The organism is Zoogloea sp. JDB1, assembly GCF_056724025.1.
Map to the genome: position 1 here is coordinate 690824 of NZ_CM161496.1, position 22991 is coordinate 713814.

Sequence of the window (22991 nt, forward strand, 5' to 3'; positions counted from 1 at the left end):
CGGGATTTATTGCAACACATTGTTAACAAAACAATTAATCAAGAAAAATCACGGAAAACAAGTCAATAAATCGCCATTAAAAGGAAGCACATAGGAATAATCATCGCCGACCAATGGCATAGGCTTTGCTCAAACCGACGCTCTCGAACATTTATTTACATTCGGAGCGCCGTCATTCATGAGCAAGCACAGGATCCCCAGGCAACACGACCCTGCACGAATCACCAACCGCCCCCACGGCTTCCGGCTTTCCCCGATTGCCGCCCTTTTCGCCGGCATGACGCTGTTCTCGGTACTGCCGGTACAGGCCCAATCCCTGAGCGACGTACAGGCCGAGAACAAGCGTCTCGCCGCCGAGAACGAGCGCCTGCGCCAGGCTCTGGAGCAACAGAAGCAGCAGGCCGGCAACAGCGCGCCCACAGCACCCGCGGCCAGGCCGGTCACGCCGACAAGCGGCGCCGAAACCGCCAGCGCCCCGCTGGCCCCCAACAAGGGCGACGCGCTGCTGCTCGAAGCCGTATCGGTGAAGAACACCAAGCTGAAGGAAATCCCCAAGTCCGTGTCGGTGGTCACCGGCGAGGAGCTGGAGAAATTCCACGTCAATAACTTCCGCGACATCGTCAACCGCATCGGCAACGTGCGAACGTCCTGGCAGAACCCCAACACCGCGTCGATCTTCATCCGCGGCGTGGGTTGGGCGGCCGGGGCCGGCGTGCTGGAACCCAGCGTCGGCGTAAACGTAGATGGCGTGAGCTATGGCATCAGCTCGATCACTGCACTGGGCAACTTCCTCGATATCGAGTCGGTGGACGTCACCCGCGGCCCCACCGGCGTGGATGGCGGCCGCGCGTCCAACGTCGGCCGGGTGTCCATCAACACCCGCAAGCCGAGCTTCGTGCCGGAGGCCCGCGCGTCGGTCACCTACGGCGAGTTGAACACCGCCATCGCCACCGCGGTGATCGGTGGCCCGATCCAGGACGACGTGCTGGCCTACCGCCTGACCGTCAACCGGGAAACCGCCGACGGTCCCTACGACAACAAGAACGACAGCCACTACTCGTGGCGCAACACCGACCGCACAAACATCCGCAGCCAGTTCCTGCTGACTCCCAACAAGGACCTGGAAGCCCGCCTATCCCTGGACTTCACGCCGAAAGGCCGCGAGATCTGCGAGAACTGCTTCGCCTTCCGCCTGAAGACGCCGGCCAACTACGACCGCCTCAATTCGGCCGGCCAGCCGATCCCGGTCAATTACGCGGAGGACAACTTCGGCAAGATCAACCGGCGCTGGTTCGGCCAGAAAACCGACTACACGGTGGCCGACTACTATGCCAAGGAGATCAACACCCTCGGCGAGTATCCCAACACCTACGCCACCAAGGGTGTGACCGCCGACGTGAAGTACAAGCTCAACGACGCGAACACGCTGACCTTCGTCACCGGCTACCGGGACTACGACTTCTCCCAGGGCGCCGGCACCCACACCCAGTTCGAATGGCTGCGCGCACCGCGCGGCACGCAGACCGAGTACAAGCAGCTCAGCCAGGAGATCAAGCTCGACAGCAAGCTGAGCGACACGCTGCGCTACCAGGGCGGCCTGTATTTCTTCCAGAGCCAGTTCCCGAACACCAGCCAGACCGAGCGTTACGGCTCCGACGGCGGTGCCTGGTACGCCAACGCAGCCCAGTACGCGCTGCTCGACCCGGTGAACCCTTTGCTGCCCAACGCCACCGACTCCGCCGGCCGCGCGCTGCTGCTCAACTCCCTCGACGGCCTGATCACCAAGGTCCGCAACCGCCTCGACAACAAGACCCAGGCGGCCTACTCCAACATCATCTGGGATGCCACCAGGGAACTGAGCCTGAGCGCCGGCCTGCGCCTCAGCCGCGAGTCCCGCAAGACCTCCGGCAGCAGTGTCATCGACTCCAACGGCTTCGGCGCCGAGCTCAACCCGGCCTCGGTCAACAACGTGCAGCTCAACGGCTTCGCCAACAACGCCAACGGCGTGCTGGCCGCATCGAACAACGCTGCCCAGCTGGCCCTGGCCGACCTTGTGGCGCAGAAGTACTTCGGTGTCGCCACCTACGGCGCACTGTCGGCGGACCAGAAGAAGCAGGTCGCCGCCGCCAAGGCGATCCGTGCCGGGCGTATCGGCGCGCTGTACCAGAACACCGTCGCCCAGTCCTACCTGGAAACCCTGCCGACCATCGAGTTGGGCTCCACCTACCGCTTCAACACCGCCCACACCGGCTTCGTCACCTGGAAACACGGCGAGAAGGCCGGCGTGTCGCAGATCGTCGGCGGTACGGTGTTGGGCGGCAAGTCGGTACCGGCAGACACGGAAAAAACCGACGCCTACGAGCTGGGCCTGAAATCCTTCTTCCTGAACAAGACCCTGTCGGTGACCAGCGCGCTGTTCCTGCAGAACATCCGCAACTACATCCAGCCGGTATATGTGTTCGACGAGGTGCAGACCCGCCTCAACAACAACGGCCTGCCGGCCTACCTGTCGGCCCTCGGCAACGTGCCGAAGGTGCAGACCAAGGGCCTGGAGCTGGACGTGGTGTATTCGGGCCTGCCCTACACCACGCTGCGCTTCGCCGGCGCCTACACGGACGCCCGCTACAAGGACTTCAAGTTCGCCGCCAACCCTGGTGAGCTGGGCGGCGACCCGAACCAGCCCTACTTCGACGCCACCGGCAAGACCCTGGCCGGCGCACCGAAGTTCAGCGGCAACCTGTTCGGCGACTTCTCCTATCCGATCCTCGGCAACAAGGTCTTCCACACCAACCTCAACTACAACTTCCAGAGCAGCTACTACGCCGACCCGACCCTGTCCCGCTATTCGAAGACCAAGAGCTTCGGCGTGGCGGACCTGGCCGTCGGCGTCGGCCGCCAGGACAACAAGTTCGATGTGAGCTTCGTGGTGAAGAACCTCTTCAACGAGGACACCAGCCTGCAGCCGACCTGGAACAGCTACAAGCCGGGCATCCCGCGCTGGTTCGGCGTGACCATCAGCGCCTCGCTGTACTGAGCCGCCCATCCCGCCGCCCCTCTTCCCCGCGGGAGAGGGGCTTTTCGCTCGCCGGCATACCACCAAGCGTTCTATGGGCCATGCGGCCCGGGTGTTGAAATCCACGACAAAAAGATGCCGTTGTGTTTTCCAGGCAACAGCGCGGCGCCAGCCAGATGCATGCCGGCACGCCCACGCCGTCGCGGTTATCGCCCTAACACACTGAACAAAAACACATTTTCGACAAGATCCGGCCATCCGGCGCAATAACCCAGCATGAGTTACACGCCCGGCACGATGGCCCGCTACTTGCGAAAGACGGGGGCGCTCCCCCGTCGCAAACAGGAGAATTCGATGCACACCCCTCTCAAGCCTTCCCGCTCCCACCTGGGCGCGCTGGCCACCCTCGTGCTGCTGGCTGCCGCCGGCGGCCCCGCCCATGCCCATCACGCCTTCGCTGCCGAATTCGACGCTGACCAGCCGATCGAGCTGAAGGGCACCGTCACCAAGGCCAAGTGGGTCAATCCGCACAGCTGGCTGTATTTCGACGTGAAGAACGCCGACGGCAGCGTGACCAACTGGGGGGCCGAGTTCGGCACCCCGCTGGCCCTGCAGCAGAAGGGCCTGACCCGTACCGAGCTGCAGGTCGGCTCGGAAGTGCGCATCAAGGGCTACCGCGCCAAGAACGGCGGCCCCCTCGGCTACGCGGTCAGCGTGACGCTGGCCGACGGGCGCAGCTTCTTCACCGGTGGCGCCGGCGACGCGCCGACGGCGACCCGCTGAAACACGAGTCCTCCCGTCCATGGCTTCCATCCTCGAACTCGCCCAGTCCATCGAAGGCACCCGCATCGGCCTCGCCATCGCCGAGTCCGCGCTGGCCTTCCCGATCATCGAAGGCATCCACCTGATCGGCCTGTCGGTCTCGGTCGGGCTGATCTTCCTCACCGACCTGCGCCTGCTCGGCGTCTTCCTGCGTCACGTGCCGCTCAACGACGTGCTGCACCACCTGCGCCCCTACGTGCTGGGCGGCTTCGCGGCGATCTTCATCTCCGGCGGCCTGCTGTTCTTGGCCGAGGCGGCGACGCTGGTGGCGAGCCCACCCTTCCCGTTCAAGCTGGCCTTCATCGTGCTCGGCGGCCTCAACGCGCTGTACTTCGAATTCGTCATCGCCCGCCAGCCCGCCGTGCAGAACGCCCAGCACGGCGCCCTGCCGGCCAACGCGCAGTTGGCCGGGCTGGCTTCGCTGGTGCTGTGGACGCTGGTGATCGTCTGCGGCCGCCTGATTCCCTACATTCCTGCCTGGTAACTGCGATGCCCATCCGCGAACTCCTCACCGATCTGCAGAACAGCGCCTTCGCGCACTCCGTCAGCAAGGCCGACCACCTGGTCGGCGCCGGCCTGCAGATCATCCACGTGCTCGGCTTCGTGCTGCTGCTGGCCTCCCTCGCGCTGGTCAGCCTGCGCGTGCTGGGCCTGGCCTTCGGGCGCCAGACGCTGCCCTCCGTCGCCCGCGAGGCCAACCGCCTGATCTGGCTCGGCCTGGCACTGGCCGTGGCGAGCGGCATCCTGATGTTCTCGGCGAGCCCCCTGCTGTATTTCTACAAGCCGGTGTTCATCGCCAAGCTCGGGCTGCTGGCCGCCGCGGTGCTGATCCAGTTGCTCCTGCTCAGCCCGGTCAGCCGCAGCGCCCGGCCGTCGCCAGCGCGGGCCCGCGCCACCATCGTGCTGAGCCTCGGCGCGTGGTTCGGCGCCGCGCTGGCCGGCCGCATCATCGGCTTCGTGTGAGGCGCCCGGCCATGATGTTCAAGCCCACGCTATCCGCCCTCGCGCTGCTGGCCGCCATTGGCCTCGACGGCTGCCGGGACGATGTACCGAAGGCAGCCGCCGAGCCGACCTTCCGCCCGACCGCGTCGATCCAGGAAATCATGCAGTCCATCGTCGATCCCAGCGCCGACGCGCTGTGGGAGTCCGTCTCCAGCACCGTCACCGCCAAGGGCGTCGAGGACAAGCAACCGCGCACCGACGAGGAGTGGACCGCAGTCCGCCACCTGGCCATCCAGCTCGCCGAGGCCGCCAACCTGCTCGCCGTCGAGGGCCGCCCGCTAGTCCATGCCGGCAAGCAGCTGGAAGACGCCCACGTCGCCGGCATCCTCAAGCCCGACGAGATCGGCACACTGATCGGCAAGGAGCGCCCACGCTTCGTCGCCCACGCGCGCCACCTGCAGCAGGCCGCCGAGGAGGCACTGGCCGCCATCGACGCGCGTAGCGTGGAGCGCCTCACCGTCGCCGGTGGCTCTATCGACCAGGCCTGCGAAGCCTGCCACCGGGTCTTCTGGTATCCCAACGACAAGCGCCCGCCGGAGCTAGCCGGCACAGCGGCCCCCATCACCAGGTAAATGCGCGGCGACCCGTGCCGCCCTGCCCCACCGTTCCACAGGAGATAAACGTCTTGACCGACGCACCGATCCCCGCGCGGCCGCCCCGTGGCATCCGCCTGTTGACCGCCGGCCTGATGCTGCTGGCCAGCCAGCTGGCCTTCGCCCACGACGCGATCCCGCGCCTGCCCAATGGCAAGCCCGACTTTTCCGGCATCTGGCAGACCCTCACGCCGGCCGACGACGACCTCGAACCCCACGCCGCGCGCAAGGACGCGCCGCCGGGTGCCGGCGTCGTCGAGGGCAAGTTCATCCCCTACCTGCCCCAGGCCCTGGCCCAGAAGAAAAAGAACTTCGAGGCCCGCGAGACGGCCGACCCGCGCACCAAGGGCTGGACCCTCGGCGTGCCGCGCGGCATCTACTACCCGGAACCCTTCCAGATCTTCCAGCGCCCGCGCGACCTGAAGCTGGTGTTCCAGTTCGGCCATACGGTCCGCACCATCCACACCAACCAGACCGAGCATCCGGATGTGATCGGCGACCTGTTGTCCGGCGATTCCCGCGGCCGCTGGGACGGCGACACGCTGGTGGTGGACTCACGCAGCTTCACCGACCAGACCTGGCTCGACCGGGCCGGCAACTTCCACAGCAGCGACCTGCACGTGGTGGAGCGGTGGACCTACCTGGACGCCAACACCATCGAGTACAAGGCGACCCTCGAAGATCCGCAGGTCTACAGCCGCCCATGGACCCTCGGCGTGATCCTCCATCGCCACCGGGAAAAGGACTTCCAGCTGATTGAGGACTACCGCTTCACCCTCGATTTCGACCAGTACTACCCGCCCAAGCGCGACAAGAACTGAGGAAGGAAACCGCCTGCGATGAACACCAACATGACCAACCGCAGCTCGCCCCGATCCCGCTACCGCAGCGCCGCGCTGCTGCTGGCCTCAGCTGGCTTGCTTACCGCCGGCGCGGCCAATGCCCAGACTACCCCGGCCCAGCCCGCCGCCACGGCACCGGTGGTAGACAAGAGCATCCCAAAGATCCCCGCCGGACCCTGGCAGGGCCCGCGCCTGCCCGACGGCCAGCCCGACGTCACCGGCTTCTGGGGACCGGCCTTCGGCAGCTACCTCAGCCTGACCGACCCGGAAGGCATCTCCAGCGGCGAGCGCCAGCGCAATCTGCCGCCGCGGGAGCAGCGCGCCCCGAGCCGGGTCAGCGAGCCCCCCGACGGCCAGGTGCCCTACCAGCCCTGGGCCCGGGCCAAGGTCGAGGAGTACCAGACCTATTACTCCAACCCGATAAAGCCCCAGTACGTGGACCCGCTGGCCCGCTGCGCGCCGCCGGGCATCCCGCAGGCCTTGTACATGCACGGCCACGAGATCTACCAGTATCCGGGCTACGTCGTGTTCCTGTTCGACCAGGGCACCCGCATCATTCACCTGGACAACAAGCCCCGGCTGGCCGACAACATCAAGCTGTGGAATGGGGATTCCCGCGGCCGCTGGGAGGGCAACACGCTGGTGGTCAGCATCTCGAACTACAACGGCAAGTCCAAGTTCGGGCGCAGTGGCGAGTTCGTCAGCGAGAACGTGAAGATCGAAGAACGCTACACCTTCGACACCAATGGCAAGCGCTACAACTACGAGGCGCGCATCACCGATCCGACGGTGCTGACCCGCCCGTTCACGGTGACGGTGCCGATCCGCAAATACACAGAGGCCGACAAGCCGCGCCCGGTGGTGTACGCAGTGCGCGAGGCCAAACACGCCGGCAAGGACGTGATCATCGAGTACGCCGAGGAACGCGCCTGCATCGAGTTCAACAGCGGCCACGCTCACCTGCCCGGCGACGCTGCCTCCAGGTAAGGGCCCATCAGCCGACCAGCGGCTCCGCCGCCACGACCACCCGGTTACGGCCTGCCTCCTTGGCGGCATACAGCGCCCGGTCGGCGCACTCCACCAGATCGATACCGACCGCGCCCATCGAGTGCTTCGGATTCTCTACCGGCCAGGCTGGGCGCAGGCAGGCCACGCCGATGCTGACGGTGACCTGGCTGGTTTCCAGCGTGCCGCGGTGCACGATGCGCAGCGCGGCCACCGCACTGCGCAGGCGCTCGGCCACCTGGGCGGCGGCGGTTTCATCAGTGCCGGGCAGCAGCGCCACGAACTCCTCGCCGCCGTAGCGGGCCACCATGTCGGCGGCGCGGACCGCCGCGACGTTGAGGGTCCTGGCGACCATCTGCAGACAGCGGTCGCCTTCCACGTGGCCGAAATGGTCGTTGAAGTCCTTGAAGTGATCCACGTCGATCATCAGCACCGACAGCGGCTGGCCGCTGCGCATCGCCCGGCGCAGTTCCAGGTCGAGGGAGCCGTCGAAAGCCCGCCGGTTGCCGATGCCGGTCAGCGCGTCCTGGGCGGTCAGACGCCTGAGGGTCTCCGTCAGCTGCACCAGCTTGCGGTACAGGATGCCGCTTTCCACCAACAGTACCAGCAGCACGAAGCTCGCCGCCAGCAGGCCGTATACACGACCGGCATAGAACCCAAGATCGAAGCGCTCGCCGTTGAGCATCGCCGACAGCGCGATATCGATCAAGGATGCACCAATCATGATCATCAGCCACAGGTCGAGCACCGTATGGGGCCGGCTGAACCACAGCACAACCAGCGCCAGCAGGCTGCTGGCCCACGTCGAGGCGACCACGAGCGACATCGACGAGCGGTAGCGGTTGCCGTCCATGATCGCCGGCAGCAGGTCCTGCCCGACGGTGGCCAGCGCGGTGAAGCCGGCGCTCAGCGCCACCATGCCGACCCCGGCGGCCAGCAGCGGCAGACGCGGACGGCGCGGCAGCACGGAAGACACGCAGTCCCGCCCCTTGAAACGCGCATAGGCGACGACGAACAGCGGGAAGACGCCGTGCCAGAACATGTACAGCCAGGCCGTGCTCTGCGGGCCGGCACCCAGCAAACCGGTGGAGGTGAACAACCCCGGAAAAGTCAGCGCATGGGCAACGGTCATGCAGGCCACGTACAGATAGCCGCAGCCGAGCATGAACAATGCGCGGGAATTGAACGAAAGATACTGGCTGAACAGCAGCGCGGCGGTGATCAGGTCGGTGGCCACCAGCCAGGACTCATAGCACGGAATGAAGCCCCAGATCGGAAGCAACGGCACCCGTGCATACGGGGCGAGCAGTGCAAAGACCAGCAGGGAGAACACCAGGACCGTCAGCGCCACACGCTTTTCGCGCGGACTGGCCGTCAGCGTCGACAGGAACAGGGCACCGCCGTCGGATGGATCAGCGGGAACGCTGTCAGTGAGCCCAGGCGCAGTCAAGGACATGATGGATCCCCGCTCGCGGTCGAATTTGACCATGAATAGGAATCTAGAATAAGACCTGAGCCTCCGTAGCCGTGCGTGAAATAAATCACGCTACGTACATCGCACCGCCCCCTCTCCTCGGTGTCGGATTTGCCGGCAACAGCGAGATGTTTTGCCGCGACGGCACCCGAGAAACAAGACCGACTCGCCACGCTCCCAGCGTGCATTCACACGCCGGGATGCGGGCGGGTGTGCCCTCTTCTCAACGCCAGCCCCCGAGCTGCTGCATGTGCAGGCCGTCGGCTCCCGCATCCTGCTCGGTGGGGCCTTGCAGGCCCATCGTCGCGAGGCGCGCCGAACGGGAATTGCTGGTTGTCTCGGAGATCCAGGCCTGGCCGGCACGCAGATGGGCCAGGCAGTACTGCCAGAGTGTAGAGAACATGTCGCAACCCTCCTCAACATAGATACGGTTTTCTACAAGCAAACGGCATACCAGTATTACCGTATTACGTACCAAGCAGGATACAACCTGTCTTTCACGCCGGTTCGCGACTTTTCTCTCGTTCTCCCGACGCCTCCCCGACGCTTTGCCTCTCCATTTCCGCTGCCCGACTTGGTGCAGTTTTGACCCCTGCGCCGTGTTTTAGTGCATGAATTTTATTTTCATTTTGTTAAACCCCTTCATTTATAGGGATTGCGGCTTGGCATAGCTCGTGCTTTTCTTTGCATGAAACTTTTGTTCTTTACATGCAATACCGCCTATGAAAAACCCGCCCACATCCCGTCCGGCTTCCTCGCGGTTGCCGGGCCTCCCTTGGAGGTTCCAATGAAATGGATTAGCGCAATCATCAAGCCGTTCAAGCTCGACGAGGTCCGCCTGGCCCTCAATGCCGTCGGCGTGAACGGCGTCACCGTCACCGACGTGAAAGGCTTTGGCCGCCAGAAGGGGCACACCGAGCTGTACCGGGGTGCCGAGTACGTAGTGGACTTCCTTCCCAAGGTGAAAGTGGAGGTCGCCGTGCCCGACGACGTGGTGGAAAGCGCGATCGCCGCCATCGAGCAGGCCGCCGCCACCGGCAAGATCGGCGACGGAAAGATCTTCGTCTTCGACCTCGAGAAGGCCGTCCGCATCCGCACCGGCGAAGCCGGTCTCGAAGCCCTTTAGGAGCGCTCCCATGAAACGCATTCTTGCCCTGGCAACCCTGCTTTTCGCCCTCTGTTTCGCGATGCCCGGCTGGGCCGACGACACGCCGGCCGCTGCGGCGACCGTCAGCGCCGCCACCGACGCAGCCACCACCCCGGCGGCAGCGAGCACAACGGCCGCCGCAGCAACCCCGGCAGCCCCGGCCGCCGCCGCTCCCGTGCCCAACAAGGGCGACACCGCCTGGCTGATCACCGCCACGCTGCTGGTGGTGATGATGGCCGCCCCCGGCCTCGGCCTGTTCTACGGCGGCATGGTCCGCTCGAAAAACATGCTGTCGATCCTGATGCAGTCGCTGGTGATCTTCTGCCTGCTCGGCGTGCTGTGGGCCGTTTACGGCTACAGCCTGGCCTTCACGGACGGCAATGCCTTCATCGGCGGCTTCGACAAGCTGTTCATGAAGGGCGTGACGCCGGACACCGTGGCAGCCACCTTCAGCAAGGGCGTCGTGCTGCCGGAGTACATCTTCGCGTCCTTCGAGCTGACCTTCGCGGCGATCACTCCGGCACTGATCATCGGCGGCTTCGCCGAGCGCATCAAATTCACCGCGGTGCTGGCCTTCATGGTGCTGTGGTTCACCTTCTCCTATATCCCGATGGCCCACATGGTGTGGTACTGGGCCGGCCCGGATGCCTTCACCTCCGCCGAAGCGGCCGAGAAGGCGGCTGAAGTGGGTGGTTTCCTGTTCAACAAGGGCGCCCTCGACTTCGCTGGCGGCACCGTGGTGCATATCAACGCCGGTATTGCCGCGCTGATCGGTGCCTTCATGATCGGCCCGCGCCTCGGCTACCGCCGTGAATCGATGGCCCCGCACAGCCTGACGATGACCATGGTCGGCGGCTCCCTGCTGTGGGTCGGCTGGTTCGGCTTCAACGTCGGCTCGTCCCTGGAAGCCGGCGCCACCGCCGGCCTGGCCTTCTTCAACACGCTGGTGGCCACCTGCGCGGCAACCGTCTCGTGGACGCTGATCGAAGCCATCTTCAAGGGCAAGCCGTCGATGCTCGGCGCGATCTCCGGCGCCATCGCCGGCCTCGTCGTGATCACCCCGGCCTGCGGCCTGGTCGGTCCGATGGGTGCCATCATCATGGGCCTGCTCGGCGGCGTGGTGTGCTACTGGGGCGTCAATGGCCTCAAGCGCATGCTCGGCATGGACGACACCCTCGACGTGTTCGGCGTGCATGGCGTCGGCGGCATCCTCGGCGCGCTGCTGACCGGCGTGTTCGCCTCCCCCGAACTGGGCGGTACCGGTGTCTACGACTATGTCGCCAACGCCGTCGCCCCCTACGACATGGGCGCCCAGCTGGTCGCCCAGGCCTGGGGCGTGGGTACTGCAGTGGTGTGGTCCGGCGTGGTGTCCTACATCGCCTTCAAGCTGGTCGACCTGACCATCGGTCTGCGGGTCGGCGAAGAAGCCGAGCGCGAAGGCCTCGACCTGAGCACCCACGGCGAGTCCGCCTACCACGACTGAGCCCACGTCGATGAATCGTTTTATGAAGGGCCTGTTCGGGCCCCGCGGAAACGACTTCATGGCCGCCGACGACGCCGTCGGCGGCGGGGCCCCGGAGCCCGTCGCGGCTCCGCCGGCCCCGCCGTCGCCGGGCCGTCGCCTGGCCCTGTGGGGTCGCCACATCGCCCATCTGATCCGCCACGGCATGAACGCCGAAACCGCCCACGCCGCCCACCTGGGCGAAGTGGAAGCGCGCATCGGTGCGATGACCCTGGAGATCGAACGCGGCCAGCGCCGCATGCTGAACGGCAGCGAGGAAGCCCACGCACTGCGCGAGCAGGCCGAGGCCACCCTCGCCGCCACCGCCGGCGACATCGACGCCGGCCTGGCCGAACTGGAAGCCACCCTGTCGGCCAAGGTCGCGCGCATCGGCGAAGTGGTCAAGGTGCTCGAGAAGATCGGCCGCGACCTCGACCTGCTGGCCCTCAATGCCGCCATTCAAGCGGCCAGCGCCGGCGAACAGGGCCGTGCCTTCGCGGTGGTCGCCGACAACATCCGGGCCCTCGCCGGCGACACCGTCGCCAACGCCAAGAGCGCCTCCCAACTGCTCAACTTTGCCGATTTCCAGCAGGGCCTGCAGGGCTTCCGCCAGAAGAGCGCGGCCAGCGTGGCCCGCTCCAACCAGGAAACCGGCGCCGCCTTCACGCGTATCGAAGAAACCTTCGCCGGGCTGCGCGATGCCCTTGCCACCCTCAACGAACACGGGCGGGTCATCTCCGCCATGCACACCCTCAACCAGTCCACCTTCGACCGCCAGCGCCTCAAGCTCGAATGGGCGGAGCGCCTTAGCCTGGACCTGACCGGACTGGAGAAACAGCCCTACGACAACATCGTGCCGGTACTCGACCGCCTGCTCGGCAAGGAAGGCCTCACCGCCGACGCCGACTACGACCGGCTGGCCGACATCCGCCAACGCGGCCGCCTGCGGGTCGCCATCGAACCCGCCTTCAAGGGCCTGTCCTTCCGCCTGCAGCCCGGCGCACCGCTGCGCGGACTGGACGTGGACTACGCCCGCGCCTTCGCCAAACACCTGGGCGTGGCGGTGGATTTCGTCGAACACCCGTGGGACCAATGCACCGAGCTGCTGCAGGCCGGCCGCCGCCCCGGCGAGCCCGCGGCCGACCTGGTGTGGAGTGCACTGCCGCCGAATGCCGCCTACAAGGGCGTGGCCTTCTCGGAGAGCTACACCTACCTGAATTACGTGCTGGCGCGCCGCCACGGCGATACACGCATCGACGGCGTGGCCAGCCTGGAAGGCAAGGTCCTCGGCTGCATCAACGACCCGGCCGCCTTCGCCGCGCTGGAAGCCGCCGGCCTGCGCTGGAGCAAACACACCCGCAAGGAACCAGGCACCGTGCGGCTGGCCAACCTGATCGGCTATTCCGACCAGGGCGTCATCCACGATGCGCTGGCCAACGGCACCGTGGATGCCTTCGCGGTGGATCACCCGATCTTCGCGTGGGCCTGCTACGGGCCGGACAGCCCGTGGCGCGGGCGCATCGAGATCCTGCCCGCCCCCTTGTCCCGCCAGCCCTGGTTCTACGCGGTCGGCGTCGCCGACGAGCCGTCGTCGTGCCGCCTGCTGCAGGAAATCAACCGCTTCATCGCCGGCTTCACGAAGAGCCGCGAGCGGGAGCAGATCGAGAAGACCTGGCAGTTCGCGGTGCTCCGCGGCACCGGCAGCTATCGCGACGAAGCCGGCAAGCTGCGCGGCGAGGATGCGCTGGCTGCCGACCTGGCCCGGCTGGTGCCGGGCGAGCCATGAAACACCCCGTGGGGGCGAATGAACTCGCCCTCACGGATTCTGTGCCCCTCAAAACAAGGACATCAGTCCGGCCGGCCCCGATAGGGAACGCCGCAACGACTCAGCCTGCCTCGCCCGGGTTCGGATACATCAGCACGCTGAGGAAGCGGATCGGGCATTTGCTGAGCTTCTCCGGCCCATGGGGAATGTCGGCGCGGAAGGTCAGCGCGTCGCCCGGCTTCAGCACATAGGTGTTCTGGCCATGGCGGTACTCGATCTCCCCTTCGAGCATGTAGATGAACTCGGTGCCCGGGTGCTCGAAGATCGGAAAGGTCTCCGACTCGTGGTCGATGGTGATCAGGAAGGGCTCGAAGACCTTGGTCGGCCCCTGGTCGTAGGCCAGCAGGTGATAGGTGTGCCCCTTCTTGGTGCCGCGCCGCACCACTTCCATCCCCTCGCCGTCCTTCACCAGCTGCGCGCTGCCGTCGCGCACGTCGTAGCCGCGGAACAGCGTGGCGATCGACACGCCGAGGGCGCCGGCCAGCCGCGACAAGGTGTCCAGGCTGGTGGCCGTCTGGGCGTTCTCGATCTTCGACAGCATGCCGCGGCTGATGCCGGCCAGGTTGGCCACATCCGCAATGGTGAGGCCGTGCTTCTGGCGCAGGTCGCGGATCGTATTGCCCAGGTAGCGCTCCAGGCTGCCGCTGCCTTCTTGTTCGCTCATGGGGGTTCTCCCACCTAAATCTCGATGACGAAATTATTGCACAGGCAAGTGTTTCATACGAGGAAAAAATAGTTGACACGATTCACCTTGAGATGCACCATGTGCAAAAATAATTCTCTACATGAACTTCCAGCGGAGTTGAGAGCATGTCATCCAGCCGTCGCTACACCCTGTCCCTCTCCTGTCCCGACCGGGTCGGCATCGTCGCCGCGGTAAGCGGCTTCCTCGCCAGCCATCAGGGCTGGATCACCGAGGCGAATCACCACGCCGACGACGAGGCGGGCCGCTTCTTCATGCGCCAGGAAATCCTCGCCGACTCCCTGCCCTTCGGCATCGACACCCTGCGCGACAAGTTCGCCCCCATCGCCGCCGAGTTCGGCATGGACTGGCGCATCTCCGACAGCGCCCGCAAAAAACGCGTCGTCATCCTCGTCTCCAAGCAAGAACACTGCCTCTACGACCTCTTCGCCCGCTGGCAGTCCGGCGACCTGGACATCGACATCCCCTGCGTGATCTCCAACCACGAGACCTTCCGCGGCTTCGTCGAGTGGCACGGCATCCCCTTCCACCACGTTCCCGTCACCCCCGACAACAAGCCCGCCGCCTACGCCAAGGTCGAAGAGTTGTTCCGCGAGGCCGACGGCGACGTGATGGTCCTGGCCCGCTACATGCAGATCCTCTCCCCGGAGCTGTGCACCAACTACCCCGGCCAGATCATCAACATCCACCACAGCTTCCTGCCCAGCTTCGTCGGCGCCAAGCCTTACCACCAGGCCCACGCCAAGGGCGTCAAGCTCATCGGCGCCACCTGCCACTACGTCACCAGCGAACTCGATCAGGGGCCGATCGTCGAGCAGGACGTCATCCGCGTCGATCACTCCGACGCTCCCGACGACCTCGTCCGCTACGGCAAGGACATCGAGAAGGCCGTGCTCGCCCGCGGGCTGCGCTACCACCTCGAGGACCGCGTCCTCGTCCATGGCAACAAGACCGTCGTCTTCCGCTGAAACACCGGAACTAGAGGAACCACCATGCCCTGGCGTCTCCTGCGCTTCGCGCTCAACAAGAAGCACCCGGAACCCCGGATGTTCACCTTCCACGAAAAGCTCAAGCCGAGCTACGACGTGGTCATCATCGGCGGCGGCGGACACGGCCTGTCGGCCGCCTACTACCTGGCCCGCGAGCACGGCATCACCAATGTCTGCGTGCTCGAGAAGGGCTACATCGGCGGCGGCAACACCGGCCGCAACACGACCATCATCCGCTCCAACTACCTGACCCCCGAGGGCGTCCAGTTCTACGACGAGTCGGTGCGCCTGTGGCAGGACCTGTCGGAAGACTTCGACCTCAACCTGTTCTACGCCAACCGGGGCCACTTCACCCTCGCCCACACCGATTCGGCACTGCGCACCATGCGCTGGCGTGCCGAGGTGAACAAGCACTACGGGGTCGCCTCCGAAGTGGTCGGGCCGGAAGTGGTGAAGGAAGCCGCGCCGATGATCGACATCACCTGCGCCGGCCACTCCCCGATCCTCGGCGCGCTGTACCACGCACCCGGCTCGGTGGCGCGCCACGACGCGGTGGCCTGGGGCTATGGCCGCGGCGCCGACCAGCGCGGCGTCGAGATCCACCAGCAGACCGAAGTGCTGGGCATCGACGTGGAAGGCGGCAAGGTCAAGGGCGTGCGCACCAGCAAGGGCTACATCAGCACCGGCAAGGTCCTGTGCGCGGTGGCCGGCTCCACGCCGCGCATCCTCAAGATGGTGGACGTCAAGTCGCCGATCTACATCCACCCGCTGCAGGCGATGGTCAGCGAGCCGGTCAAGCCCTGGCTCGACCCGATCCTGGTGTCCGGCAGCCTGCACGTCTACATCAGCCAGTCGGCCCGCGGCGAGCTGGTGATGGGCGCCTCCCTCGACCCCTACGAGCTGCACGGCACCCGCTCCACGCTGGACTTCGTCGAAGGCCTCACCAGCCACATGCTGGAGATGTTCCCCTTCCTCTCCAACGTGAAGGTGATGCGCCAGTGGGCCGGCATGGCCGACATGACCCCCGACTTCGCGCCGGTGATGGGCAAGACCCCGGTGGACGGCTTCTACCTGGACTCCGGCTGGGGCACCTGGGGCTTCAAGGCCACGCCGGTGTGCGGCAAGACCATGGCCCACACCATTGCCACCGACACCGCCCACCCGCTGATCACCGGCTTCTCCCTCGACCGCTTCCGCAACTACGCCCTCACCGGCGAAAAGGGCGCGGCCTCGGTCGGCCACTGACCAGGCCCCGGAGAAAAAGGAAAACCGCCATGAAGATCATGACCTGCCCCCTCAACGGCCCGCGCCCGGTATCGGAATTCTTCTACTGGGGCGAACTGCGCCCAATGCCCAACCCGGCCACCGCCAGCGACGACGCCTGGGCCGACTACGTCTTCAACCGCAACGGCGCCCCCGGCCTGAAGAAGGAATGGTGGTGCCACACCCCCAGCAACACCTGGTTCATCGCCGAGCGGGACACCGAGAAGGACGTCGTGCTCAAGACCTATTTCTACGAGGGAGATCAATGATGCGTTTGCCCGCCACCCGCGGCGAGTGGATCGACCGCTCCCGCCCCGTCGAATTCAAGTTCGAAGGCCAGACCTACAAGGGCTACGCCGGCGACACCATCAGCTCCGCCCTGTGGGGCGCCGGTGTGCGCGTGCTCGGCCGCAGCTTCAAGTACCACCGTCCGCGCGGCGTGCTGTCCCTGGCCAACCATGACGTCAATGCGCTGCACCAGTGGGGCGACAAGCCCAACGTGCGCGCCGATGTCACGCCCCTCGCGGCCGGCATGGACCTGACCGCCGTCAACACCTTCGGCAGCCTGGCCGACGACAAGGGCCGCTTCCTCGGCAAGCTGTCCGCCGTCCTGCCGGTCGGCTTCTATTACAAGGCTTTCCACAGCAAGCGCCTGTTCCCGATGTGGGAGCGCATGTTCCGCGCCATGACCGGCCTCGGCAAAGTGGACCTGAAGAGCCCCCACAAGCGCACGCCCAAGGCCTACGACTTCTGCGACGTGCTGGTCATCGGCGCCGGCCCGTCCGGCCTGTCCGCCGCGCTGGCCGCCGCCGCCCAGGGCGCCGACGTGACGGTAGTGGACGAGAACGCCCAGGCCGGCGGCAGCGCCGGCTACCAGCTCGGCAACGACAACGGCCGCCGTCAGCAGCATGCCGACCTCCTCGCCAAGGTCGCCGCCGAGCCGCGCATCCGCGTGCTCACCGGCACCTACGCCGCCGGCTACTACAAGGACCACTGGATTCCGCTGGTCAGCGCGGAGCGCATGCTCAAGATGCGCGCCGGCAGCGTGGTCGTTGCCAGCGGCGCCTTCGAGCAGCCCGCCGTTTTCCACAACAACGACCTGCCCGGCATCATGCTGGCCTCCGCCGCCCAGCGCCTGGCCTACCGCTACGGCGTCAAGCCGATGGACAAGGCGGTGCTGCTCACCGCCAACGCCGACGGCTACCGCGCCGCGCTGGATCTGCTGGCCCTCGGCACCGCCATCGCCGCGGTGGTGGACCTGCGCGCCACCCCCGGCAAGGCCGAGCCCCTGGCCCACCTGCTGCGCCAGTCCGGCGTCGAGGTGCTGAGCGGCCACTGCATCGTCGAAGGCGTGCCGGGCAGCACTGGCCTGTGCGCCGGCGCCCGCGTCGCCGCGCTGCGCGCCGACGGCACCCCCGCCGCGCAGACCCGCGACATCCCCTGCGACGGCATCCTGATGAGCACCGGCTGGGCCCCCGCCGCCAACCTGCTGTACCAGGCCACCACCCGCATGCGCTTCGACCGGGCGGTGGAACAGTTCGTCCCCGACGTCCTGCCCGACGGTGTGTTCGCCTGCGGCCGCGTCAATGGAGTCTTCGAGCTCGAACGCAAGCTCGCCGACGGCACCCGCGCCGGCAGCCACGCCGCCGCCGCGGCCGGCTTCGGCAACGCCAGCGGCGCCGCCCTGCCGCCGGAAGCCGAGAGCCCCAGCCACCCGTGGCCGATCATCGACCATCCGGCCGGCAAGAACTTCGTCGATTTCGACGAAGACCTGCAATACAAGGACTTCTGCAATGCGGTGCAGGAAGGCTTCGACAACATCGAGCTGCTGAAGCGCTTCTCCACCAACGGCATGGGCCCCAGCCAGGGCAAGCACTCCAACATGAACGGGCTGCGCATCCTGGCCCGCCTGACCGGCAAGGAACCCCAGCAGGTCGGCACCACCACCGCGCGCCCCTTCTTCCATCCGGTCCCGATGTCCATCCTGGCTGGCCGCGGCTTCCACCCGGAGCGTCGTACCCCGCTGCACAGCCGCCACGACGCCCTCGGCGCCAAGTGGATGCCGGCCGGCGTGTGGCAGCGCCCGGAGTATTACCAAGTCGCCGGCAAGAGCCGCCTCGACTGCATCCGCGGCGAAGCCCTGGCGGTGCGCAATGGCGTCGGCCTCATCGACGTCGGCACCCTCGGCAAGCTGGAAGTCATCGGCCCGCAGGCCGCCGAATTCCTGGAGCGCGTGTATACGTCCAACTACGCCAACCTCAAGGTCGGCATGACCCGCTACGCGGTGATGTGCGACGAGTCCGGCGTGGTCATCGACGACGGCGTGGTGGCCCGCCTGGCGGACGACCACTTCTACTTCACCACCACCACCTCCGGCGCGGCGACGATCTACCGCGAGCTGTCCCGCCTCAACACCATGTGGCGGCTGGACTGCGGCATCGTCAATCACACCGGCGCCTTCGCCGCGGTGAACCTGGCCGGGCCAAAGTCCCGCGAGGTGCTGCGCAGCCTGACCGGCCTCGACCTGTCCGCCGCCGCGTTCCCCTACCTAGCGGTGCGCGAGGGCGAAGTAGCGGGCATCCCGGCGCGCCTGATGCGCGTCGGCTTCGTCGGCGAATGGGGCTACGAAATCCACGTGCCGGCCAGCCACGGCGGCGCCCTGTGGGACGCCCTGATGAAGGCCGGCGCCAGCCACGGCATCCGCCCCTTCGGCGTGGAAGCCCAGCGCCTGCTGCGCCTTGAGAAGGGCCACATCATCATCAGCCAGGACACCGACGGCCTCACCACCCCGCTGGAAGTCGGCATGGAGTGGGCGCTGAAGATGAACAAGCCCTTCTTCGTCGGCCAGCGCAGCCTCACCGCCGTATCCCACAAGCCGCGCAAACAGCAACTGGTGGGTATCAGCTTCCCGGCCGGCCACGAAGGCCCGGTGCCGCTGGAGTGCAACCTGCTCATCGAGGGCGGCGACATCGCCGGCCGCGTCACCAGCATCGCCTGGAGCCCGACCCTCAAGCGCCACATCGGCCTCGCCTTCGTGCGCCCCGACCTAGCCAAGCCCGGCCACACCGTGAGCATCCGCCTCACCGGCGGCTCGGTGGTCGAGGCCCAGGTCAGCGCCACCCCGTTCTACGACCCGGACAACCTCAAGCAGAAGGAGGCCGCGTGATGCCCACCAACGCCCTCGCCGTGAGCCCGGTGGCCGACATCGCCACCCTGCCCGACCCCGCCGCCCAGAAGGCCGCCGTCGCCAACCTCGGCATCGCCGACCAGTCCCTCACGCCGCGCCACGGCTGCAAGGGCCCCGGCGCCGCCGCCTGGCTCGAAAGCCTCGGCCTGACCATCCCGCCGCAGCCCAACAGCTGGCTGCCGGTGGACGGCAGCGGCCTGATCGCCCGCCTCGGCTTCACTGAGTTCCTGGTGGAAGGCCCGGCGACGCTGATCGCCCGCCTCGCCAGCACGCCGCGCAGCGCCGGCGTCTATCCGGTGCTGCGCCAGGACGTCGCGCTGCTGCTGGGCGGCGCCAGGCTCGACGAGCTTCTGCGCCAGACCTGCAACGTCAATTTCCGTCCCCTCGACCTGGCGGCCCGCCCGGTGGTGCTCACCTCGATGGTCGGCGTCGGCGTGACGGTGATCCCGGAACTGCGCAACGGCCAGCCGGCGGTGCGCATCTGGAGCGACGGCAGCTACGGACACTACCTGTGGGAGACCCTGCTCGACATCGCCGTCGAACTGGGCGGCGGCGCCGTAGCCCCCCACAGCTTCAACTGACCCCCCGCCCCCCCACCCCTATCAGGAGAACGGCAATGACGCCCACAGAAGCAAAGAAGTTTCTCGCCGACAACGACGTCAAGTATGTCCTTGCCCAGTTTGTAGACATCCATGGCACGGCCAAGACCAAGTCGGTCCCGGCCGCCCATTTCGAGGACATCCTCACCACCGGCGCCGGCTTCGCAGGCTTCGCGGTGTGGGGCCTCGGCATCGAACCCAACGGCCCGGACTTCATGGCCGTCGGAGATCTGGACACCCTCAGCCTAGTGCCCTGGCAGCCCGGCTATGCCCGCATCGCCTGCGACGGCCACGTGAAGGGCGAGCCCTGGCCGCTCGACACCCGCGTGGTGCTGAAGGAGCAGATCAAGCGCCTGGACGCCAAGGGCTACACCTTCTTCACCGGCCTGGAGCCCGAGTTCTCCCTGCTGAAAAAGGATGAGGCCGGCCACATCATCCCGACCGACCCGACCGACACCCTGCCCAAGCCCTGCTACGACTACAAGGGCCTGTCGCGCAACCGCCAGTTCCTCGAAACCCTCACCGACAGCCTGCGCGCGGTGGATGTGGACGTCTATCAGATCGACCACGAGGACGCCAACGGCCAGTTCGAGATCAACTACACCTACGCCGACTGCCTGACCTCCGCCGACCATTACCTGCTGTTCAAGATGGCCGCCTCGGAGATCGCAAACGACCTGGGCATGATCTGCTCCTTCATGCCCAAGCCCTTCGCCAACCGGCCGGGCAACGGCATGCACATCCACATGTCCCTCGGCGACGGCAAGACCAACCTGTTTGCCGACAAGACCGACAAACACGGCCTCGGCCTGTCCAAGCTGGCCTACCAGTTCCTCGCCGGCATCCTGGCCCACGCCCCGGCCCTGGCCGCCATCTGCGCGCCGACGGTCAACAGCTACAAGCGCCTCGTCGTCGGCCGCTCCCTCACCGGCGCCACCTGGGCCCCGGCCTACATCAGCTACGGCGACAACAACCGCTCGTCAATGGTGCGCATCCCCCACGGCCGCCTCGAACTGCGCCTGCCGGACGGTGCCTGCAACCCCTACCTGGCCACCGCCGCGGTGATCGCCGCCGGCCTCGACGGCATCGAGCGCGACCTCGATCCGGGCCTGCCGCAGAACCAGAACCTCTACGCCCTGAGCCCCGAGGAACTGAAGGCCGCCGGCATCGAGATCCTGCCCCAGAACCTCCACGAAGCCCTGCTCGCCCTCGAAAAGGACACCGTGCTGTGCAAGGCCCTCGGCCCGGTCGCCCCCGAGTTCCTGCGCCTCAAGCACATGGAGTGGGTCGAGTACATGCGCCACGTGTCGGACTGGGAAATCAAGAACTACCTGGAATTTTTCTAAGAACTGAACGAAGGAGAAACAACTATGTGTGGAATCGTCGGATTGCTGGTCAAGACGCCAGCCCTGCGGGAAAAGCTCGGCGAACTGATGGTGCCGATGCTGATCGGCATGACCGAGCGCGGCCCCGACTCCGCCGGTCTGGCGGTGTTCGGCAACCCCCTCGCCGAAAGCCAGCGCAAGATCAGCGTGTATTCCGGCCTCACCGAGGACGGCGCCGACTTCAACTGGCTCGGCCTCAGCCATGAACTCAAGGCTCACCTGGGCGTGCCGGTCGGCATCGAAATCAAGGGCAATCATGCGGTGCTGACCTTCGACGTGGCCCCGGCCATCGTCAAGCGCTGGATCGCCGAGCACCACCCCAAGCTGCACATCCTGTCCACCGGGCGCAGCATCGACCTCTACAAGGACATCGGTACCCCGGCCGAGGTGGCAGCCCGCTACGACTTCAGCAAGCTGACCGGCTCCCACCTGGTGGGCCACACCCGGATGGCCACCGAATCCGCCGTGACGCCGGACCGTGCCCACCCCTTCACCGCCGGCGAGGACTTCTGCCTGGTCCATAACGGCTCCCTGTCCAACCCCAACGGCATCCGCCGCATGCTGGAGCCGCGCGGCATCCACTTCGAGACCGACAACGACACCGAGGCCGCCTGCCGCTTCCTGGAATGGCGCCTGCGTGAAGGCGACGACCTGGAAACCGCGCTGCAGAAGGGCTTCGAAGAGCTCGACGGCTTCTTCACCTTCCTGATGGGCACGCCGGACAAGCTGGCCCTGATCCGCGACCCCTTCGCCTGCAAGCCGGCCGTCGTTGCCGAAACCGACGACTACGTGGCCATCGCCTCCGAGTTCCGCTCGCTGGCCCACCTGCCCGGCATCAAGCACGCCACCGTTTTCGAACCCGCGCCCGAGGAGATGTACGTATGGAACGCCTGACCTTTGACCTCGCCACCCAGCCCCTGCGCGAGCTCAACACCTTCCTGCACAACGACGCCAAGGACGGCAAGGCCCGCCATGTCACGGTCCTCAACCCGGACGGCGCCCACAACATCGCGGTCGGCCTCGACTGCCCGGTGGAAGTCGAGATCGTCGGCCACGCCGGCTACTACGCCGGCGGCATGAACAAGAGTGCCAGCGTGACGATCACCGGCAGCGCCGGCACCGGCGTCGCCGAGAACATGATGAGCGGCAAGGTGCACGTGAAGGGCTTCGCCTCCAACGGCGCCGGCGCCTCCGCCCACGGCGGCCTGCTGGTCATCGACGGCGATGCCGGCCTGCGCTGCGGCATCTCCCTGAAGGGCGGCAACATCGTCGTCGGCGGCTCGGTGGGCAGCTTCTCGGCCTTCATGGCCCAGGCCGGCCGCATGGTGATCTGCGGCGATGCCGGCGACGCCCTCGGCGACTCCCTGTACGAAGCAGTGCTCTACGTGAAGGGCAACGTCAAGTCCCTCGGCGCCGACGCCCAGTACGAACCGATGAGCGACGAGGACCTCGCCACCGTCGCCAGCATGCTCGACCAGGCCGGCCTCGACCACGACCCGAAGGCCTTCAGACGCATCGCCTCCAAGCGTTCCCTCTACCACTGGAACGCCGACGCCAACCAGGAATATTGATCCCGCGCCCCGTCCGGGGCGGAGCGCCGAACCCGCCTCCGCCCCCCATCAGGACGACGCCGACGGACTT

21 protein-coding genes are annotated in these 22991 nt (G+C 66.6%); 18 read left to right on the plus strand and 3 right to left on the minus strand.

Annotation, left to right across the window (positions count from 1 at the left end):
* The first annotated feature begins 178 nt into the window (after positions 1–178).
* The 7 genes from AC1PPK_RS03045 (at position 179) to AC1PPK_RS03075 (ending at position 7259) form a co-directional block, all read left to right on the plus strand.
* Entirely contained in the window at positions 179–3034 is a 2856-nt protein-coding gene (locus AC1PPK_RS03045; protein WP_481116378.1) for a TonB-dependent receptor plug domain-containing protein, read from the plus strand.
* 333 nt (positions 3035–3367) lie between these two features.
* The gene (locus AC1PPK_RS03050) at positions 3368–3796 is read left to right on the plus strand and encodes a DUF6152 family protein (RefSeq protein ID WP_481116379.1); all 429 of its coding nucleotides are present in this window, start codon (positions 3368–3370) and stop codon (positions 3794–3796) included.
* 19 nt (positions 3797–3815) lie between these two features.
* Positions 3816–4319 (plus strand): DUF6644 family protein, encoded by a 504-nt coding sequence (locus tag AC1PPK_RS03055; protein WP_481116380.1) that lies wholly within the window; start codon positions 3816–3818, stop codon positions 4317–4319.
* A gap of 5 nt (positions 4320–4324) precedes the next feature.
* Positions 4325–4798, plus strand: a complete 474-nt coding sequence (locus AC1PPK_RS03060) for a DUF6644 family protein (protein WP_481116381.1) — start codon at positions 4325–4327, stop codon at positions 4796–4798.
* 11 nt (positions 4799–4809) lie between these two features.
* Positions 4810–5409 carry a hypothetical protein gene (locus tag AC1PPK_RS03065; RefSeq protein WP_481116382.1) on the plus strand — a complete coding sequence of 200 codons (600 nt, stop codon included), beginning with the start codon at positions 4810–4812 and terminating at the stop codon, positions 5407–5409.
* A 53-nt stretch (positions 5410–5462) separates the two neighbouring features.
* Positions 5463–6251 carry a hypothetical protein gene (locus AC1PPK_RS03070; RefSeq protein ID WP_481116383.1) on the plus strand — a complete coding sequence of 263 codons (789 nt, stop codon included), beginning with the start codon at positions 5463–5465 and terminating at the stop codon, positions 6249–6251.
* An 18-nt stretch (positions 6252–6269) separates the two neighbouring features.
* On the plus strand, positions 6270–7259 hold the full coding sequence (locus AC1PPK_RS03075; RefSeq protein ID WP_481116384.1) for a hypothetical protein: 990 nt from the start codon (positions 6270–6272) through the stop codon (positions 7257–7259).
* Positions 7260–7266: 7 nt separating this feature from the next.
* On the opposite strand, the gene AC1PPK_RS03080 is transcribed toward AC1PPK_RS03075, so the two are convergent.
* Positions 7267–8733, minus strand: coding sequence for a sensor domain-containing diguanylate cyclase (locus AC1PPK_RS03080; RefSeq protein ID WP_481116385.1), 1467 nt, complete (start codon positions 8731–8733; stop codon positions 7267–7269).
* A gap of 241 nt (positions 8734–8974) precedes the next feature.
* A complete protein-coding gene (locus AC1PPK_RS03085; RefSeq protein WP_481116386.1) occupies positions 8975–9154 on the minus strand; it encodes a hypothetical protein in 180 nt (59 codons plus the stop codon).
* Between the two features lie 384 nt (positions 9155–9538).
* Between AC1PPK_RS03085 and AC1PPK_RS03090 the strand changes: the two genes are divergently transcribed.
* From AC1PPK_RS03090 to AC1PPK_RS03100, 3 genes are read left to right on the plus strand one after another with little or no spacing between them, the layout of a single operon-like run.
* Positions 9539–9877: a P-II family nitrogen regulator gene (locus tag AC1PPK_RS03090; protein WP_481116387.1), complete on the plus strand. Its 339-nt coding sequence runs from the start codon at positions 9539–9541 to the stop codon at positions 9875–9877.
* Between the two features lie 10 nt (positions 9878–9887).
* Positions 9888–11381, plus strand: a complete 1494-nt coding sequence (locus AC1PPK_RS03095) for an ammonium transporter (RefSeq protein ID WP_481116388.1) — start codon at positions 9888–9890, stop codon at positions 11379–11381.
* Positions 11382–11439: 58 nt separating this feature from the next.
* Complete coding sequence (locus tag AC1PPK_RS03100; protein ID WP_481116389.1) at positions 11440–13185, plus strand: methyl-accepting chemotaxis protein; 1746 nt, start codon at positions 11440–11442, stop codon at positions 13183–13185.
* Positions 13186–13285: 100 nt separating this feature from the next.
* Here AC1PPK_RS03100 and AC1PPK_RS03105 read toward each other — a convergent pair whose 3' ends face one another.
* A complete protein-coding gene (locus tag AC1PPK_RS03105) occupies positions 13286–13888 on the minus strand; it encodes a helix-turn-helix domain-containing protein (protein WP_374479395.1) in 603 nt (200 codons plus the stop codon).
* Positions 13889–14034: 146 nt separating this feature from the next.
* Here AC1PPK_RS03105 and purU point away from each other — a divergent pair, with 146 nt between their 5' ends.
* Genes purU through AC1PPK_RS03145 form a run of 8 tightly spaced genes read left to right on the plus strand, consistent with a single transcriptional unit; the run spans position 14035 to position 22921 of the window.
* Positions 14035–14895: a formyltetrahydrofolate deformylase gene (gene purU, locus AC1PPK_RS03110; RefSeq protein WP_481116390.1), complete on the plus strand. Its 861-nt coding sequence runs from the start codon at positions 14035–14037 to the stop codon at positions 14893–14895.
* Between the two features lie 24 nt (positions 14896–14919).
* The gene (locus AC1PPK_RS03115) at positions 14920–16161 is read left to right on the plus strand and encodes an FAD-dependent oxidoreductase (protein ID WP_481116391.1); all 1242 of its coding nucleotides are present in this window, start codon (positions 14920–14922) and stop codon (positions 16159–16161) included.
* A 29-nt stretch (positions 16162–16190) separates the two neighbouring features.
* Positions 16191–16448: a sarcosine oxidase subunit delta gene (locus AC1PPK_RS03120; protein ID WP_481116392.1), complete on the plus strand. Its 258-nt coding sequence runs from the start codon at positions 16191–16193 to the stop codon at positions 16446–16448.
* Positions 16445–19345 carry a 2Fe-2S iron-sulfur cluster-binding protein gene (locus AC1PPK_RS03125; RefSeq protein ID WP_481116393.1) on the plus strand — a complete coding sequence of 967 codons (2901 nt, stop codon included), beginning with the start codon at positions 16445–16447 and terminating at the stop codon, positions 19343–19345. Before AC1PPK_RS03120 ends, AC1PPK_RS03125 begins: the two co-directional genes overlap by 4 nt.
* Entirely contained in the window at positions 19345–19947 is a 603-nt protein-coding gene (locus AC1PPK_RS03130; RefSeq protein ID WP_481116394.1) for a hypothetical protein, read from the plus strand. Before AC1PPK_RS03125 ends, AC1PPK_RS03130 begins: the two co-directional genes overlap by 1 nt.
* Positions 19948–19982: 35 nt before the next feature.
* On the plus strand, positions 19983–21311 hold the full coding sequence (gene glnT / locus AC1PPK_RS03135; RefSeq protein ID WP_481116395.1) for a type III glutamate--ammonia ligase: 1329 nt from the start codon (positions 19983–19985) through the stop codon (positions 21309–21311).
* Positions 21312–21335: 24 nt separating this feature from the next.
* Positions 21336–22244: a class II glutamine amidotransferase gene (locus AC1PPK_RS03140; protein ID WP_481116396.1), complete on the plus strand. Its 909-nt coding sequence runs from the start codon at positions 21336–21338 to the stop codon at positions 22242–22244.
* Positions 22232–22921 (plus strand): protein glxC, encoded by a 690-nt coding sequence (locus tag AC1PPK_RS03145; RefSeq protein WP_481116397.1) that lies wholly within the window; start codon positions 22232–22234, stop codon positions 22919–22921. The genes AC1PPK_RS03140 and AC1PPK_RS03145 overlap by 13 nt, the downstream gene beginning before the upstream one ends.
* Positions 22922–22991: the final 70 nt, after the last annotated feature.